Below are 15960 nucleotides of genomic sequence, written 5' to 3'. Positions count from 1 at the left end.
CCGAATTGGCTTTTCGCCTTAACGGGCTATAGTCTGGCGCAGTTTTGCCGATAAGTAGAACAAGAGTTTTCTGCAGCACCCACTATGTCCATGAACCCGACGGCGCAAGTACCAATCTCCTATGGCTAAAATTATCGGCATCATCGTCGTCATCGCAAGTGTGCTCGGTGGGTACGTCCTGTCCCACGGTAAAATTGCCGCGCTGATCCAGCCCTTCGAAGTGCTGATCATCGGCGGCGCCGCGTTTGGTGCTTTCCTGCAGGCCAACCCCGGCTACATGACCATGCACGTGATCAAAAAGTCGCTGGGCATGTTCAGCTCACGCTTCTCTCACACGTTCTATCTTGAAGTGCTGGGGCTGATCTACGAGATCCTCAACAAGAGCCGCCGCGAAGGCATGATGGCCATCGAAGGCGACATCGAAGACGCTGCCGCCAGCCCGATTTTCGCCAAGTACCCGGCCGTGCTCAAAGATGAGCGCATGACCGCCTACATCTGTGACTACCTGCGCATCATGTCCTCCGGCAACATGGCCCCGCACGAGCTCGAAGGGCTGTTCGACATGGAGCTGTTCAGCCTGAAGGAAGAGCTGGAACATCCTTCCCACGCCGTGACCGGCGTCGCTGACGGCATGCCCGGTTTTGGTATCGTTGCGGCGGTACTGGGCATTGTGGTGACCATGGCATCCCTGGGTGAGGGCGACCAGAAGGCTATCGGCATGCACGTGGGCGCGGCCCTCGTCGGTACCTTCTTCGGTATCCTCGCGGCCTACGGTTTCTTCGGCCCACTGGCCACGTCCCTGGCCCACGATGCCAAGGAAGAAGTGAATTTGTACGAAGCGATCAAGGCCTGCCTGGTGGCTTCGGCGTCCGGCATGCCGCCATCGCTGGCGGTGGAGTTCGGGCGCAAGGTGCTGTACCCGAAACATCGCCCAAGTTTTGCCGAGCTGGAACAAGCGGTTCGCGGTCGCTAAGTCATGGAAAACAACCAGCCGATAATCATCAAGCGCGTCAAGCGCTTCGCTGCGGGGCACCATGGCGGCGCCTGGAAAATCGCCTTCGCCGACTTTGCCACGGCGATGATGGCGTTCTTCCTGGTGCTGTGGCTGATGTCGACCGCCACGCCCGAGCAGAAGATCGCCATTGCCGGTTACTTCAAAGACCCGATTGGTTTTTCGGAAAGCGGCACGCCCTTCGTGATCGACCTGGGCGGCTCACCGCAACTGGCGCCTGAGCGCACCATCAACCCCGAGGTCAAGACCGAGTCGCCGCAGGAAAATATCCCGATCGAGCGCGACACCGTCGAGAGCATGGCCGAGCAGGTCGAGAAAGAGCGCCTGGAGTTGTTGCTGCAGGAACTGCAGACCAAGGTCGAAGAAAACCCGCAGCTGCTGAAGTTCAAGGATCAGATTTCCTTCGAGATCACCCCCGAAGGCTTGCGCATCCAGATCACCGATGCGGCCAATCGGCCGATGTTCGACTCCGGCAGTGCGCGCTTGAAGCCGTACTTCGAAGATATCCTGCTGGCCATGGCCGACACCATCAAGGCGGTGCCGAACAAGATCAGCATCAGCGGTCATACCGACGCCAAGCCCTATGCGGGCCAAGGCGACTTCGGCAACTGGGAGCTTTCGGCCAACCGCGCCAATGCCGCCCGTCGTGCGCTGGTGGCGGGCAGCTATCCCGACCCGCAAGTGGCGCGCGTGGTGGGGTTTGCGTCCTCGCAGTTGTTTGACCCTAAAGACCCGTTCAACCCGATCAACCGCCGTATCGATATCGTGGTGCTGACTAAAAAAGCCCAGCGTGCGATTGAAGGTGATCAGCCGCCACCTGCGGCGCCGACCCAGGGCGAAGGCGCTCCGGGTGAAGTGCCGGCAGATCCGAATGCTATTCCGCCAGGGCAGGAGCCGCTGCCGGCCCATGAGCTGCGGCAGAAGCTGAACCTGTTTGATGACGGCGGGGTGAAAGACCCTACGGCGCCTGCGCCAACGCCGGGTTCGTAAGCGGTCTTTGTTGGTTGTAAATGAAAACGCCCCGACTATGTCGGGGCGTTTTCATTTGTGTTCAGAGAGGAAGGTAGGCTTTGACGCCGCTGATGACACCTCGCATGTCCTCCACGCACAGGCGCGGCACGAAGTACTCCCGGCCCTTGGAGCGAGTCTTTCTGTGCAGTTGTTAATGCCCCACAAAAAGCAAAGCCGCCCGAAGGCGGCTTCATTCGACGCGCAGTGGAGCTTGCTTCGCCCCTTCTGCGCCGCTGGATCAACCCCGAAAAGGATCCAGACTCCTGCCAGCTTTCGCTGGTGACGGAGCAATTATGCGCATCGAGAAATCCGAATACAAGCTGGCTTGTGCGTATGAGCCACCCAGTTGGTCCGGATTCTTGATGCCTGCTCCTATTAAATCAATGGACTAGGGGCTTCAGTACACTGGTTTATGTGTATCAAGAAGTGGATCGTTAGTAGCTGCTCTCCGGCAAGCTCGCAATAATCGACCGATAGCTGTTCATTCGCTGCTGCTGCACGCGCCCATCTTCCAGGGCCTTGAGCAACGCACAGCCCGGCTCGCGGTCGTGTTTGCAGTCGCGGAAGCGGCAGGTGCCGATCAGGTCGTTGAACTCGATGAAGCCCGCTTCCACATCGCTGCGGCTGACGTGGCCGAGGCCGAATTCACGGATGCCTGGGGAGTCGATCAACTCACCGCCGCCGGGGAAGTGGAACAACCGCGCGGTGGTGGTGGTGTGGGTACCCTGGCCGGACAGTTCCGACAGCGGGCCGACACGGGTGTCGACTTCCGGCAGCAGGCTGTTGACCAGCGATGACTTGCCCACGCCAGACTGGCCGACGAACACACTGATGCGCCCGTCCAACTGCTGTTGCAGTTGTTCCATGCCATTGCCGTGATGCGCCGACACTTCCAGCACCGGGTAACCCAGGGTGCGGTAGACCGCCAGCAACGCGTTGAGCGCCGGGGCGTTCTGCTCGTCGATCAGGTCGAATTTGTTCAGCAGCAGCAGCGGGCGAATGCCGGCATGCTCGGCTGCGACCAGGTAGCGGTCGATCAGGTTGGCATGCGGCTCGGGCAGCGGTGCGAACACGATCACGATCATGTCAACGTTGGCCGCCACAGGCTTGAGCTGGCCACGACTGTCGGGGCGGCGTAGTTCGGTGGTGCGCGGCAATTGGGCGACGATCACGCCGATGCCCTGGTTGCCGGCACGCCACACGACCTTGTCGCCGGTGACCAGCGCAGGCAGGTTGGCGCGCAGGTGGCAGCGCGACACCGAGCCTGCGAGTTCGCCCTCGAGCGCCTCGACTTCGACCTGCACGCCGAAGTGCGCGATCACCAGGCCCGTTTGTTCAGGCCCCAGGTCGCCGCCCTCGAGCGCTTCCACGGCGGAGGATTCACGTTTGGCGGCGCGAGCGGCGCGTTCGCCTTGAATCTTTTCGATGCGCCAGTTTTGGCGGCGATTGAGCTGGCGTTTGGCCATTGGTGTTCCGTGTCGATAATGCAAAGGTTGGGTAAAACGGTCGCGAGTCTAGCACGCCCCCGCCTGCTAAACTGCGCAGCTAAGCCAAGGGCCAAGAGAATCAAGCCATGCAAAACCCACAGAACCTGATTTGGATCGATCTGGAAATGACCGGTCTGAACCCCGACACCGACGTCATCATCGAGATGGCGACCATTGTCACCGACAGCAACCTCAACACCTTGGCCGAAGGTCCGGTGATCGCCATCCATCACAGCGACGCTGTACTGGCCACCATGGACGAGTGGAATACCCGCACCCACGGCAACTCGGGCCTGACCCAGCGCGTGCGCGAGAGCCGCATCAGCATGGCTGAGGCCGAAGCTGAAACCATCGCCTTCCTGGAAAAGTGGGTGCCCAAGGGCAAGTCGCCGATCTGCGGCAACAGCATCTGCCAGGATCGTCGCTTCCTTTATACGCACATGAAGGGGCTGGAAAGCTACTTCCACTACCGCAATCTGGATGTGTCCACGCTCAAAGAGCTGGCGGCGCGCTGGGCGCCGGAGGTCAAGGACAGCTTCCACAAAGGCAGCACGCATTTGGCGCTGGATGACATTCGCGAGTCGATCGCCGAGTTGCAGCATTACCGCAAGCATTTCATCAAGGCTTGAATCTGTGGCGCCTGCTCTGGCCCCATTGCAGCATTGGTGTCTACGCAGCCGGTTGAAACAAACTCTGTGGTAAGTGGGCTGTTGTGGCGAGCAGGCTTGCCCTGCGTTGGGCTGCGAAGCAGCCCCAAATCCAGACGCTGAGTTCTTTCAGGAAAATTGCAGTGTCTTTACTGGGGCCGCTTCGCAGCCCAACGCAGGGCAAGCCTGCTCGCCACAGGGAAATCTGGATGCCTTCAAGTTGTGTAGATACCAGGCCCTATCGCAGGCAAGCCAGCTCCCACACTTTGACTTGTGAACACATTCAAATGTGGGAGCTGGCTTGCCTGCGATGCTGTCGATACGGTCTTTCGCCATGCGCCCCCTTTTGGTGCCATCACCCAATGATTAGAATGCGCGCCTATTCGCAAGGATCGCCATCATGCTGTTGATGCTCTACCTCATCGCCATCACCGCTGAAGCCATGACCGGCGCGCTGTCCGCCGGGCGCCGTGGGATGGACTGGTTTGGCGTGGTGCTGATCGCCTGCGTCACGGCGCTGGGCGGCGGTTCGGTGCGCGATGTACTGTTGGGGCATTACCCGCTGACGTGGGTCAAACACCCGGAATACCTGGTGCTGACCTCGATCGCCGCGCTGGTGACGATCTTTATTGCACCGCTGATGCGCCGTCTGCGCTCGCTGTTCCTGGCGCTGGACGCCTTGGGCCTGGTGGCGTTTACCCTGATCGGCTGCATGACTGCTTTGGAAATGGGTCACGGCATGCTGGTGGCTTCAGTCAGCGGCGTGATCACGGGCGTATTCGGCGGCATCCTGCGCGATATCTTCTGTAACGACATCCCGCTGATCTTTCGCCGCGAGTTGTACGCCAGCGTGTCGTTCCTCGCGGCCTGGTTCTACATGCTGTGCCTGTATCTGCAACTGCCCAGCGAGCAGGCGATTCTGCTGACTTTGTTCAGCGGCTTTTTATTGCGGCTGCTGGCGATACGTTTTCACTGGGAAATGCCCAAGTTCGTCTACAACGACGACGTGCACTAGCGCGTAGCGTGCTGGTTCAGCGCCCATTCCACATGTTCGCGCACCAGTTCGGACGGATAATCGCGACGTGCTTTCAAGGCTTCGAGTACCGGAATGCTTGACGGCGCGTTGCCCAGGCCCACTGCCAGGTTGCGCAGCCAGCGCTCATACCCGGCACGACGCAGGGGCGAGCCTTCTGTGTTGCTGAGGAATTTATCCTCGTCCCACATAAACAATTCGGCCAGTTCTGCGTTATCCAGATTGTGCCGTGGCTTGAAATCGCTTTCGGCCGTGGATCGGGCGAAACGATTCCACGGGCAAACGATCTGACAGTCATCGCAGCCGAACACTCGATTGCCGATCAGTGGGCGCAGGTCCTCGGGGATCGCACTCTTGAGCTCGATGGTCAGGTAGGAAATGCAGCGCCGCGCGTCGAGCACATAAGGGCCGACGAAGGCATTGGTGGGGCAGATATCCAGGCATGCGGTGCAGCGGCCGCAATGCTCGGTGACGTGAGGCGCGTCCACGGGCAACGGCAAATCGACAAACAGTTCGCTTAAAAAGAAATAGCTGCCGGCCTTGCGATTGAGTACCAGGGTGTTTTTGCCGATCCAGCCGAGGCCAGCTTGTTCGGCAATGGCTTTTTCCAAAACGGGCGCGCTGTCGACAAAGGCGCGAAAGCCGAACGGGCCGATCTGTGCCTGGATACGGTCGGCCAGTTGTTGCACGCGCTTGCGGATCAGCTTGTGGTAATCGCGGCCCAAGGCGTAACGGGAGATGTAGGCTTTTTCTGGCTTGGCCAGCAACTGCGCCATTTGCGTGTCGCCTGGCAGATAATCCATGCGCAGCGAAACTACACGCAGCGTGCCCGGCACCAGTTCATCGGGGTGCGAGCGTTTGCTGCCATGGGCGCCCATGTATTCCATCTCGCCGTGGTAGCCCGCGTCGAGCCAGCGTTGCAGGTGCTGCTCATGCTCGGCCAGGTCCAGGCCGCTGATGCCGACTTGTTGAAAGCCCAGCTCGCGGCCCCAGTCTTTGATCGATTGGGCGAGGGCGGGCAGATCGGAAGTAATTGCAGGCATGAGACACGGGAAACCACAGGTTAGATGCGTATAATTCTGCCAGACATCGGAGCTTGAAGACGCATGCCGCAGACAAAACACACAATTACCGACGTACAGCCGCTGTTGCACGGCCATTTGCCGCAACTGGCTGCACGTTCCCCGGACGCCCATAAAGGCCAGTTCGGTCACCTGCTGGTCATCGGCGGCGACCATGGCTTTGGCGGTGCCGGGCTGCTCAGCGCCGAAAGCGCCTTGCGCAGTGGCGCAGGCATGGTTTCGTTGGCGACTCGCCCGGAACACGTGCCAGCCGCACTCACACGCTTGCCGGAGGTGATGACCGTCGGCGTCAGTTCGGCCAATCAGTTGATGGGGCTGCTGGAAAAAATCTCGGTGATTGTTATCGGCCCCGGCCTGGGCGCAGCGTCCTGGGGCAAAAGCCTGTTGTCGGTTGCCGCCAACGCCCAGCAGCCGCAAGTTTGGGATGCTGACGCCTTGAACCAGTTGGCCGCAGGCGGTGTAAGCCTGCCGGCCAGCAGCGTGATCACGCCGCATCCCGGCGAGGCGGCGCGGTTGATGGGCATCACGACAGCCGCGGTTCAGGCCGATCGCCTTAACGTGGCGCGCGCGTTAAGCCAGAAATTCAATGCAGTGGCTATCCTCAAGGGTGCTGGCAGTTTGATTGCCAGCCCGGACGGCCGTGTTTCGCGCTGTGACCAAGGTCACCCGGCGATGGCGACGGCCGGTTTGGGTGATGTGCTGAGCGGCTTGGTGGGTGCATTGCTGGCCCAGGGCATGCCCGCCTATGAGGCAAGTTGCCTGGCTGTGTGGTTGCACGCCACGGCGGGGGATCGCCAAGGCACTTATGGTCGCGGCCTGGCCGCCAGCGACCTGATACCTGCCATTCGTCAATTGCTGGAGGAGCAGTCGCCGTGCCTGAAGTAAGCCTTTTTCTGGCTGATGAAGACGCCATGGTTGCGTTGGGTCAGCGTATTGCACAGGTTACGGCCGGCGCAGGACTGATATTCCTTGAAGGGAACCTGGGCGCGGGCAAAACCACGCTGTCGCGAGGGATAATTCGTGGGTTGGGCCACACGGGCGCGGTAAAAAGCCCGACGTTCACCTTGGTCGAACCCTACGAGATCGGTGCAGTTCGCGCCTTCCATTTCGACCTGTATCGGCTGGTCGACCCCGAAGAACTGGAGTACATGGGTATCCGTGATTACTTCGATGAAGACGCACTGTGCTTGATCGAGTGGCCAGATAAAGGCACAGGCTTTTTGCCAAAGCCGGACCTGACCATTACCATTACGCCGCATGAGCATGGACGTCAGCTGAAGTTGTTGCCCCAGAGTGCGCGCGGCCAGTCTTGGTGCGCGGCCCTGGCATTGGAATTCAAATAAAATTGGTGGGGTTAGGTATGCGCTTTCGCGCGATGGTTGCTGTCGTAGGGGTGTTGCTTGCGGCAATGACTTTCAATGCTCTGGCTGCTTCACAGGTGAAAAGTGTTCGCCTGTGGCGAGCGCCGGATAACACGCGACTGGTGTTCGACCTGTCTGGCCCGGTCCAGCACAGCGTCTTTACCCTGACGGCGCCCGATCGGCTGGTGATCGACATCAACGGCGCCACCCTCGGCGCGCCGCTGAAAGTCTCAACCGCCAATACCCCGATCACCGCGATGCGCTCGGCCCAGCGCACGCCGACGGACCTGCGTGTGGTCATCGACCTGAAAAAGGCCGTGACCCCGAAAAGCTTTGTGCTGGCGCCTAATGCCCAATACGGCAATCGGTTGGTGGTCGACCTGTTCGACAACGCCGCCGACGCTGCACCGCCGCCTGCGCCAACCCCAAGCGTTGCGACTGTTCCGGCCGTGCCGGTCAACCCGTCGCAGCCGCAGGTCAAGTTGCCGCCGCCACCACCTGCGCCTGCGGGCAAGCGCGACATTATTGTGGTGATCGACGCCGGCCACGGCGGCGAAGACCCGGGCGCCTCCGGCTCGCGCGGCCAGCATGAAAAAGATGTGGTACTGGCCATCGCCCGTGAACTGCAGCGCCAGGTTAATGGCATGAAAGGTTATCGCGCCGAGCTGACCCGTACCGGCGACTACTTCATCCCGCTGCGTGGCCGTACCGAAATCGCCCGCAAGAAGGGTGCAGACCTGTTTGTGTCGATCCATGCCGACGCCGCGCCATCAACCGCTGCCTTCGGTGCCTCGGTGTTTGCCTTGTCGGATCGTGGCGCCACGTCCGAGACCGCACGCTGGCTGGCCGACAGTGAAAACCGTTCCGACCTGATCGGCGGGGCCGGCAACGTGTCCCTCGACGACAAGGACAAAATGCTCGCCGGTGTACTGCTCGACTTGTCGATGACCGCTTCGCTGACCTCCAGCTTGAACGTCGGCCAAAAAGTCCTCAGCAACATTGGCCGCGTGACGTCCCTGCACAAACAACGCGTGGAGCAGGCCGGGTTTATGGTGTTGAAGTCGCCGGATATCCCGTCGATCCTGGTGGAAACCGGGTTTATCTCCAACTCCAACGAAGCCTCGAAGCTGGCCAGCGCCAATCACCAGCAGGCGCTGGCGCGTTCGATCAGCGCCGGTATTCGCCAGTTCTTCCAGCAGAACCCGCCGCCGGGTACCTACATTGCCTGGCTGCGTGATTCCGGCAAAATCGCCCAAGGCCCGCGTGACCATCGCGTGCAACCCGGCGACACGCTGGCCATGCTGGCCGTGCGTTTCCAGGTATCTGCCGCGACCTTGCGCAGCGCCAACAACCTGAAGACCGATGAGTTGAAAGTCGGTCAGGTGTTGACCATCCCTGGCACTGAATTGGCGGCGCAGTAATGAGCGACTCCTTATTGAACAGTGGCTCGCGCATCGAACTGCTCAGCCCGCGCCTCGCCAACCAGATTGCTGCGGGTGAGGTGGTTGAGCGCCCGGCGTCGGTGATCAAGGAATTGCTGGAAAACAGTATCGACTCCGGTGCCAAGCGCATTGATGTCGATGTGGAGCAGGGCGGCGTCAAGCTGCTGCGGGTTCGCGACGACGGCAGCGGGATTTCCTCGGATGACCTGCCGCTGGCCCTGGCTCGTCACGCCACCAGCAAGATTCGCGACCTTGAAGACCTTGAGCGGGTAATGAGCCTGGGTTTTCGCGGTGAGGCATTGGCCTCTATCAGCTCCGTAGCACGCCTGACCCTGACTTCGCGCACCCGCAGCGCCGAGCAAGCCTGGCAGGTGGAAACCGAAGGCCGTGACATGGCGCCTCGTGTGCAGCCGGCCGCGCACCCGGTGGGGACGTCGGTTGAAGTTCGCGACCTGTTTTTCAACACGCCCGCGCGACGCAAGTTCCTCAAGGCCGAAAAAACCGAATTCGATCACCTGCAAGAAGTCATCAAGCGCCTGGCGTTGGCGCGTTTTGATGTGGCGTTCCATTTACGCCACAACGGCAAAACCATCCTCAGCCTGCACGAAGCCCATGACGACGCCGCGCGCGCTCGGCGGGTCTCGGCGATCTGCGGCGCAGGCTTCCTTGAGCAGGCGCTGCCGATTGAAATCGAGCGCAATGGCTTGCGCCTGTGGGGCTGGGTCGGTTTGCCGACCTTCTCCCGCAGCCAGGCGGACTTGCAGTATTTCTTTGTGAATGGCCGTGCGGTACGCGACAAACTGGTGGCCCACGCGGTGCGCCAGGCGTATCGCGATGTGCTGTTCAACGGGCGGCACCCGACGTTTGTGCTGTTCTTTGAAGTCGACCCGTCGGTGGTCGACGTCAACGTGCACCCGACCAAGCACGAAGTGCGCTTCCGTGACGGGCGCATGGTGCATGACTTCCTCTACGGCACGCTGCACCGCGCCTTGGGCGATGTGCGCCCGGATGATCAGTTGTCAGCGCCGATTGTGACGGCGGCGGTAAGGCCGAGCGGTCCGGAGGCTGGCGAGTTCGGGCCTCAGGGCGAAATGAGCCTGGCGGCCAACCTGCTGCAATCGCCGCAGCCGCAGCCTTCCTACACCGCGCCAGGGTCCGGTGCGGGCGCGGGTTATCAGTACCAATACACGCCACGCCCGCAGTCGACTGTGCCGGTAGCCGAGGCCCAGGCGGCCTATCGCGAATTTTTTGCACCGCTGCCGGGGGCCGAGCCGGGCGCTGTGGCATTGCCTGAGGGCGGCGGTGATATTCCGCCTTTGGGTTATGCGCTGGCGCAGCTCAAGGGCATTTATATCCTGTCCGAAAACGCCCACGGCCTGGTACTGGTGGACATGCATGCCGCCCACGAACGGATCATGTACGAGCGCTTGAAGATCGCCATGGCCAGTGAAGGTCTGAGCGGCCAGCCGTTGTTGGTGCCGGAATCCCTGGCGGTGAGCCAGCGTGAAGCCGATTGCGCCGAGGAGCACCACGGCGTGTTCCAGAAGCTGGGCTTCGAACTGCAACGCCTGGGTCCGGAAACCCTGGCTATTCGCCAGATTCCCGCCTTGCTCAAGCAAGCCGAAGCCAACCGCCTGGTCGCCGACGTGCTGGCCGACCTGATGGAATACGGCACCAGCGATCGCATCCAGGCACATATCAACGAACTGCTCGGTACCATGGCCTGCCACGGTGCAATCCGCGCCAACCGCCGCCTGGCGTTGCCGGAAATGAACGGTTTGCTGCGCGACATGGAAAACACCGAGCGCAGCGGGCAATGCAACCATGGCCGACCGACCTGGACCCAAATGGGCCTGGACGACTTGGACAAACTGTTCTTGCGCGGCCGTTGATGAGTGCCTTGCCCCCCGCCATCTTCCTGATGGGCCCTACGGCCGCCGGCAAGACCGACCTGGCCATCGAGCTGACCAAAGTGCTGCCTTGCGAGCTGATCAGCGTCGACTCTGCCCTGGTTTACCGGGACATGGACATCGGCACGGCCAAGCCTTCAAAAGAACTGTTGGCACAGTATCCGCACCGGTTGATTGACATCATCGACCCGGCCGAGAGCTATTCCGCCGCCGATTTCCGTGCCGATGCCCTGGCCGCCATGGCCGAGATCACCGCGCGGGGCAATATTCCGCTGCTGGTGGGCGGTACGATGCTCTATTACAAGGCTTTGCAGGAAGGCTTGGCGGATATGCCTGCGGCCGACGCCCAGGTGCGTGGCGAAATTGAAGAAGAGGCTGCACGCCTTGGCTGGCAAGCCCTGCACGACCAGTTGGCGGCAGTCGACCCGGTTTCCGCTGCGCGCATTCACCCCAATGACCCCCAGCGCCTCAGTCGCGCCCTGGAAGTCTGGCGGGTGAGCGGCCAGACCATGACTGAACACAGGCTGAAACAAACTGCGCAAAGTGCTGATGCAGGCGCATCTGGACAGTCACAATTGCCCTATACTGTGGCGAATCTGGCCATTGCTCCGGCAAATCGCCAGGTGTTGCATGAACGAATTGCACAAAGATTCACAATTATGTTGGAACAGGGGTTTGTGGACGAGGTCGTAGCACTGCGTTCCAGAGGTGACCTGCATGCCGGGTTGCCTTCGATACGTGCTGTAGGCTACCGCCAAGTCTGGGAACACCTGGATGGCAAGCTGACGTCAGCCGAAATGCAGGAGCGCGGCATCATTGCCACGCGCCAATTGGCGAAGCGCCAGTTCACCTGGCTGCGCAGCTGGAGCGAGTTGCACTGGTTGGACAGCCTGGACAGCGACAATCTGTCACGCGCCTTGAAATACTTGGGATCGGTCTCCATATTGAGCTGAGTCCTTGCAATTGCCGTCTATCCTTGGGGGTGTGACGGCCATAAGCTATCTATTTTCCGAATTTTATTATTGATCCTTAAAGGAGTGCGGCACATGTCAAAAGGGCATTCGCTACAAGACCCTTACTTGAATACTTTACGTAAAGAGAAAGTTGGGGTTTCCATCTACCTGGTTAACGGTATCAAGCTGCAAGGCACGATCGAGTCGTTCGACCAGTTCGTGATCCTGCTGAAAAACACCGTCAGCCAGATGGTTTACAAGCACGCTATCTCGACAGTCGTTCCAGTTCGTCCAATCCGTCTGCCTAGCGCAGCAGGTGATGAACAGGGTGACGCTGAGCCAGGTAACGCCTGATAGGAGTCTCCTTTGTTCTTTGAGCGCCACGGTGGTGGTGAGCGAGTAATCCTCGTTCACTTGGATGGACAGGACCCTGAGGCGCGCGAAGATCCGCAGGAGTTTCAGGAGTTGGCAAATTCGGCCGGCGCCGAGACCGTTGCGTTTTTTAACGTACCGCGTCATCGGCCAACCGCCAAATACCTGATAGGCAGCGGCAAGGTCGAGGAGCTGCGCGACCTGGTTCACGCCGAAGAAGCCGATCTGGTGATCTTCAATCACACCCTCACGCCCAGTCAGGAACGTAACCTCGAACGTGTTTTCGAGTGTCGCGTGATCGACCGCACCGGTCTGATTCTCGATATTTTCGCCCAGCGCGCCCGTACCCATGAAGGCAAGCTCCAGGTAGAACTGGCCCAGCTTGACCACATGAGCACCCGGTTGGTACGCGGCTGGACTCACCTTGAACGCCAGGGTGGTGGCATCGGCATGCGCGGCCCGGGTGAAACCCAGCTGGAAACCGACCGCCGTCTGCTGCGGGTGCGCCTGCGCCAGATCAAGGGCCGCCTGGAAAAAGTACGCAGCCAGCGCGAACAATCACGCCGTGGCCGCTCGCGTGCGGATATCCCTACCGTGTCCCTGGTGGGCTATACCAACGCCGGCAAATCCACGCTGTTCAACAACGTGACGAAATCGGACGTTTACGCGGCCGACCAACTGTTCGCCACCCTTGACCCGACCTTGCGCCGTTTGGATATCGACGACCTGGGGCCGATTGTCCTGGCCGACACAGTAGGTTTCATTCGTCATTTGCCCCACAAGCTGGTCGAGGCATTTCGGTCTACGCTCGAAGAGTCGAGCAATTCCGACCTGCTGTTGCACGTGATCGATGCGGCCGAACCGGATCGCATGTTGCAGATCGAGCAAGTGATGGTGGTGCTGGGCGAGATTGGTGCACAAGACTTGCCGATCCTCGAGGTCTATAACAAACTCGATTTGCTTGAGGGCGTTGAGCCGCAAATCCAGCGCGATGAAGACGGCAAGCCCCAGCGGGTATGGCTGTCGGCGCGCGATGGCAGTGGTCTGGAGTTGCTTGAACAAGCGATTGCCGAACTGCTGGGCAGCGATTTGTTTGTCGGCACCTTGCGCTTGCCGCAACGTTTTGCTCGACTGCGTGCACAGTTTTTCGAACTGGGCGCCGTACAGAAAGAAGAATACGACGAAGAAGGTGTCAGCTTGCTGGCCGTTCGATTGCCGCGCTCGGAGCTGAATCGGCTGGTCAGCCGTGAAGGTGTGGTACCGACAGAGTTCATCGAACAACACACTTTGCAATAAAAGCCTCCGAAAGCGGTTGTGCCGCAGTAGCAGGCATTCTGTAGCATTGGTCGGCGCGCCGTGGGTGCGTCTTTGCTTTATCAGATGGAGAGCGCTATGGCTTGGAATGAGCCGGGTGGCAACTCGAATAATCAGGATCCTTGGGGTGGTAAACGCCGCAATAATGGCGACCGCAAGGGGCCACCAGATCTCGACGAGGCCTTCCGAAAGCTGCAGGAAAGCCTGAATGGGTTGTTCGGTGGTGGAAAAAAACGTGGTGGTGGTGACGACGGCGGTCGCACAAGCAAGGGCGGCGGCTATGGCCTGCTGGGCCTCGGGCTTGTCGTGCTCGCAGCCGTGTGGCTGTACAGCGCCGTGTACGTGGTGGACGAGCAGGAGCAGGCTGTTGTGCTGCGCTTCGGCAAGTACTACGAGACTGTCGGGCCAGGCCTGAACATCTATTTCCCGCCGATCGACAAGAAGTACATGGAGAACGTCACGCGTGAGCGTGCCTACACCAAGCAGGGCCAGATGCTGACCGAAGACGAGAACATCGTCGAAGTGCCACTGACCGTGCAGTACAAGATCAGCAACCTGCAGGACTTCGTGCTGAACGTTGATCAGCCGGAAATCAGCCTGCAACACGCAACCGAAAGTGCCCTGCGCCATGTGGTGGGTTCCACCGCCATGGACCAGGTGCTGACCGAAGGTCGTGAATTGATGGCCAGCGAGATCAAGGAGCGCCTGCAGCGGTTCCTCGATACCTACCGCACCGGCATCACCGTCACTCAGGTGAACGTACAGAGCGCAGCTGCACCGCGCGAAGTGCAGGAAGCCTTTGATGACGTGATCCGCGCCCGTGAAGACGAGCAGCGTTCGCGCAACCAGGCTGAAACCTACGCCAACGGTGTCGTACCGGAAGCCCGTGGTCAGGCCCAGCGTATCCTTGAAGATGCCAACGGTTACCGCGACGAAGTGGTCTCCCGCGCCAAGGGTGAGGCGGATCGCTTCACCAAACTGGTTGCCGAGTACCGCAAGGCTCCGGAAGTCACGCGTGAGCGTCTGTACCTGGACACCATGCAGGAAGTTTTCAGCAACACCAGCAAGGTTCTCGTGACCGGCAGCAAAGGTGGGCAGAACAACCTGCTGTACCTGCCGCTGGACAAGATGATCGAAGGTGGTCGTAGCGGCACCAGCGCACCGTCCAGCAGCTCGAATGCCGCTGCCAACGAAGCGAGCGCCCGTGCGGCCGCTGACTTGCTGCAACAGCAAACACGTACCAGGGAGAGTCGTTGATGAGCAATAAATCGCTGACCGCCCTGATTGTGGGCGTCGTCGTGGTCATCGCTGCCTGGAACTGCTTCTACATCGTGTCTCAGACCGAGCGCGCGGTGTTGCTGCAATTCGGTCGTGTGGTGCAGGCGGATGTCCAGCCGGGCCTGCATGTGAAAGTCCCCTACGTGAACCAGGTGCGTAAGTTCGACGGCCGCCTGATGACCCTGGATGCACCGACACAACGCTTCCTCACCCTGGAAAAGAAAGCCGTGATGGTTGACGCCTACGCCAAGTGGCGCGTCAAGGATGCCGAGCGCTTCTACACCGCGACCTCCGGCCTCAAGCAGATTGCCGACGAGCGTTTGTCGCGCCGTCTGGAATCGGGCCTGCGTGACCAGTTTGGTAAACGCACCCTGCACGAGGTGGTATCCGGTGAACGTGATGCGCTGATGGCTGACATCACCCGTTCGCTGAACACGATGGCAGAAAAAGAGTTGGGCATTGAAGTGGTTGATGTCCGGGTCAAGGCTATCGACCTGCCGAAGGAAGTGAACCGCAGCGTGTTCGAGCGTATGAGCACCGAGCGTGAGCGTGAAGCCCGTGAGCACCGCGCCAAAGGTAACGAGTTGGCTGAAGGTATCCGTGCGGATGCCGACCGTCAGCGCCGTGTACTGCTGGCAGAGGCTTATCGCGAGTCTGAAGAGGCTCGTGGTGACGGCGACGCTCAAGCTGCGGCGATCTACGCCAAGGCTTACGGCCAGGACCAGGAGTTCTACGCGTTCTACCGTAGCCTGCGTGCCTACCGTGAAAGCTTCGCGAACAAAACCGACGTCATGGTGCTGGACCCAAGCAGCGACTTCTTCCGCTACCTGGAAAAGTCCAAGTAACCAAGCCTGTGACCTTAGGGCGCACTCCGTCGGGCGGCTAAAATGCCTGGCGGGGTGATCCTTTCAGAAAACGGGTGTATGATGCGGCAGCCGGGAAATTCCCGGCTTTTTTGCGTCTGCATGTTTGATTCGGCAGGCGCCACAGGTTTTTCGAGGAAAGTGCCCGACGAGGCCGCTGGCAGGCCGTTCGTCACGTCGCTCTTGCGCGTGGAT

The 15960-nt window shown here is 60.3% G+C and carries 15 protein-coding genes; 13 read left to right on the top strand and 2 right to left on the bottom strand.

Annotated elements, in window-relative coordinates; genetic code table 11:
• The first annotated feature begins 121 nt into the window (after positions 1–121).
• Together motA and motB are read left to right on the top strand one after the other, a co-directional pair.
• The gene (motA, locus tag GIW48_RS07800; RefSeq protein ID WP_017138472.1) at positions 122–973 is read left to right on the top strand and encodes a flagellar motor stator protein MotA; all 852 of its coding nucleotides are present in this window, start codon (positions 122–124) and stop codon (positions 971–973) included.
• A 3-nt stretch (positions 974–976) separates the two neighbouring features.
• Positions 977–2002 carry a flagellar motor protein MotB gene (gene motB / locus GIW48_RS07795; RefSeq protein ID WP_017138471.1) on the top strand — a complete coding sequence of 342 codons (1026 nt, stop codon included), beginning with the start codon at positions 977–979 and terminating at the stop codon, positions 2000–2002.
• A gap of 455 nt (positions 2003–2457) precedes the next feature.
• Here the strand turns inward: motB and rsgA are convergent, their stop codons facing one another.
• Positions 2458–3489 carry a small ribosomal subunit biogenesis GTPase RsgA gene (rsgA, locus tag GIW48_RS07790; RefSeq protein WP_003171340.1) on the bottom strand — a complete coding sequence of 344 codons (1032 nt, stop codon included), beginning with the start codon at positions 3487–3489 and terminating at the stop codon, positions 2458–2460.
• Positions 3490–3596: 107 nt separating this feature from the next.
• On the opposite strand from rsgA, the gene orn reads away from it, so the two are divergent.
• Positions 3597–4139, top strand: coding sequence for an oligoribonuclease (gene orn / locus GIW48_RS07785; protein ID WP_060767947.1), 543 nt, complete (start codon positions 3597–3599; stop codon positions 4137–4139).
• Positions 4140–4554: 415 nt separating this feature from the next.
• Positions 4555–5172: a trimeric intracellular cation channel family protein gene (locus tag GIW48_RS07780; protein WP_169986743.1), complete on the top strand. Its 618-nt coding sequence runs from the start codon at positions 4555–4557 to the stop codon at positions 5170–5172.
• Here GIW48_RS07780 and queG read toward each other — a convergent pair.
• Entirely contained in the window at positions 5169–6233 is a 1065-nt protein-coding gene (gene queG, locus GIW48_RS07775; RefSeq protein ID WP_017138468.1) for a tRNA epoxyqueuosine(34) reductase QueG, read from the bottom strand. The genes GIW48_RS07780 and queG overlap by 4 nt on opposite strands.
• 63 nt (positions 6234–6296) lie before the next feature.
• Between queG and GIW48_RS07770 the strand changes: the two genes are divergently transcribed.
• The 9 genes from GIW48_RS07770 (at position 6297) to hflC (ending at position 15747) form a co-directional block, all read left to right on the top strand.
• Positions 6297–7157 carry an NAD(P)H-hydrate dehydratase gene (locus GIW48_RS07770; protein ID WP_186617906.1) on the top strand — a complete coding sequence of 287 codons (861 nt, stop codon included), beginning with the start codon at positions 6297–6299 and terminating at the stop codon, positions 7155–7157.
• Positions 7145–7615 (top strand): tRNA (adenosine(37)-N6)-threonylcarbamoyltransferase complex ATPase subunit type 1 TsaE, encoded by a 471-nt coding sequence (tsaE, locus tag GIW48_RS07765; RefSeq protein ID WP_170039124.1) that lies wholly within the window; start codon positions 7145–7147, stop codon positions 7613–7615. The genes GIW48_RS07770 and tsaE overlap by 13 nt, the downstream gene beginning before the upstream one ends.
• A gap of 17 nt (positions 7616–7632) precedes the next feature.
• Positions 7633–9054: an N-acetylmuramoyl-L-alanine amidase gene (locus GIW48_RS07760; protein ID WP_017138465.1), complete on the top strand. Its 1422-nt coding sequence runs from the start codon at positions 7633–7635 to the stop codon at positions 9052–9054.
• Entirely contained in the window at positions 9054–10967 is a 1914-nt protein-coding gene (mutL, locus tag GIW48_RS07755; RefSeq protein WP_419789488.1) for a DNA mismatch repair endonuclease MutL, read from the top strand. The genes GIW48_RS07760 and mutL overlap by 1 nt, the downstream gene beginning before the upstream one ends.
• The gene (gene miaA, locus GIW48_RS07750) at positions 10967–11938 is read left to right on the top strand and encodes a tRNA (adenosine(37)-N6)-dimethylallyltransferase MiaA (protein ID WP_099548094.1); all 972 of its coding nucleotides are present in this window, start codon (positions 10967–10969) and stop codon (positions 11936–11938) included. Before mutL ends, miaA begins: the two co-directional genes overlap by 1 nt.
• 93 nt (positions 11939–12031) lie before the next feature.
• On the top strand, positions 12032–12292 hold the full coding sequence (gene hfq, locus GIW48_RS07745) for an RNA chaperone Hfq (RefSeq protein WP_003188059.1): 261 nt from the start codon (positions 12032–12034) through the stop codon (positions 12290–12292).
• A 12-nt stretch (positions 12293–12304) separates the two neighbouring features.
• Positions 12305–13606 (top strand): ribosome rescue GTPase HflX, encoded by a 1302-nt coding sequence (hflX, locus tag GIW48_RS07740; RefSeq protein WP_017138462.1) that lies wholly within the window; start codon positions 12305–12307, stop codon positions 13604–13606.
• Positions 13607–13702: 96 nt separating this feature from the next.
• Entirely contained in the window at positions 13703–14881 is a 1179-nt protein-coding gene (gene hflK / locus GIW48_RS07735) for an FtsH protease activity modulator HflK (RefSeq protein ID WP_017138461.1), read from the top strand.
• Positions 14881–15747: a protease modulator HflC gene (hflC, locus tag GIW48_RS07730; protein ID WP_017138460.1), complete on the top strand. Its 867-nt coding sequence runs from the start codon at positions 14881–14883 to the stop codon at positions 15745–15747. The genes hflK and hflC overlap by 1 nt, the downstream gene beginning before the upstream one ends.
• The last annotated feature ends 213 nt before the right edge of the window (positions 15748–15960 follow it).

Origin of the sequence: Pseudomonas sp. PA-6-3C, from assembly GCF_021605825.1 — a bacterium.
Lineage (GTDB): Bacteria > Pseudomonadota > Gammaproteobacteria > Pseudomonadales > Pseudomonadaceae > Aquipseudomonas > Aquipseudomonas edaphica.
The sequence above is the reverse complement of the archived record's forward strand: the minus strand, read 5'-3'. Positions and strand labels throughout refer to the sequence as shown.

Bases quoted from the DNA above. Each gene is read 5' to 3' on its own strand.
- motA (WP_017138472.1), top strand. From the start codon at position 122: ATGGCTAAAATTATCGGCATCATCGTCGTCATCGCAAGTGTGCTCGGT.
- motB (WP_017138471.1), top strand. From the start codon at position 977: ATGGAAAACAACCAGCCGATAATCATCAAGCGCGTCAAGCGCTTCGCT.
- rsgA (WP_003171340.1), bottom strand. From the start codon at position 3,489: ATGGCCAAACGCCAGCTCAATCGCCGCCAAAACTGGCGCATCGAAAAG.
- orn (WP_060767947.1), top strand. From the start codon at position 3,597: ATGCAAAACCCACAGAACCTGATTTGGATCGATCTGGAAATGACCGGT.
- queG (WP_017138468.1), bottom strand. From the start codon at position 6,233: ATGCCTGCAATTACTTCCGATCTGCCCGCCCTCGCCCAATCGATCAAA.
- GIW48_RS07770 (WP_186617906.1), top strand. From the start codon at position 6,297: ATGCCGCAGACAAAACACACAATTACCGACGTACAGCCGCTGTTGCAC.
- GIW48_RS07760 (WP_017138465.1), top strand. From the start codon at position 7,633: ATGCGCTTTCGCGCGATGGTTGCTGTCGTAGGGGTGTTGCTTGCGGCA.
- mutL (WP_419789488.1), top strand. From the start codon at position 9,054: ATGAGCGACTCCTTATTGAACAGTGGCTCGCGCATCGAACTGCTCAGC.
- miaA (WP_099548094.1), top strand. From the start codon at position 10,967: ATGAGTGCCTTGCCCCCCGCCATCTTCCTGATGGGCCCTACGGCCGCC.
- hfq (WP_003188059.1), top strand. From the start codon at position 12,032: ATGTCAAAAGGGCATTCGCTACAAGACCCTTACTTGAATACTTTACGT.
- hflK (WP_017138461.1), top strand. From the start codon at position 13,703: ATGGCTTGGAATGAGCCGGGTGGCAACTCGAATAATCAGGATCCTTGG.
- hflC (WP_017138460.1), top strand. From the start codon at position 14,881: ATGAGCAATAAATCGCTGACCGCCCTGATTGTGGGCGTCGTCGTGGTC.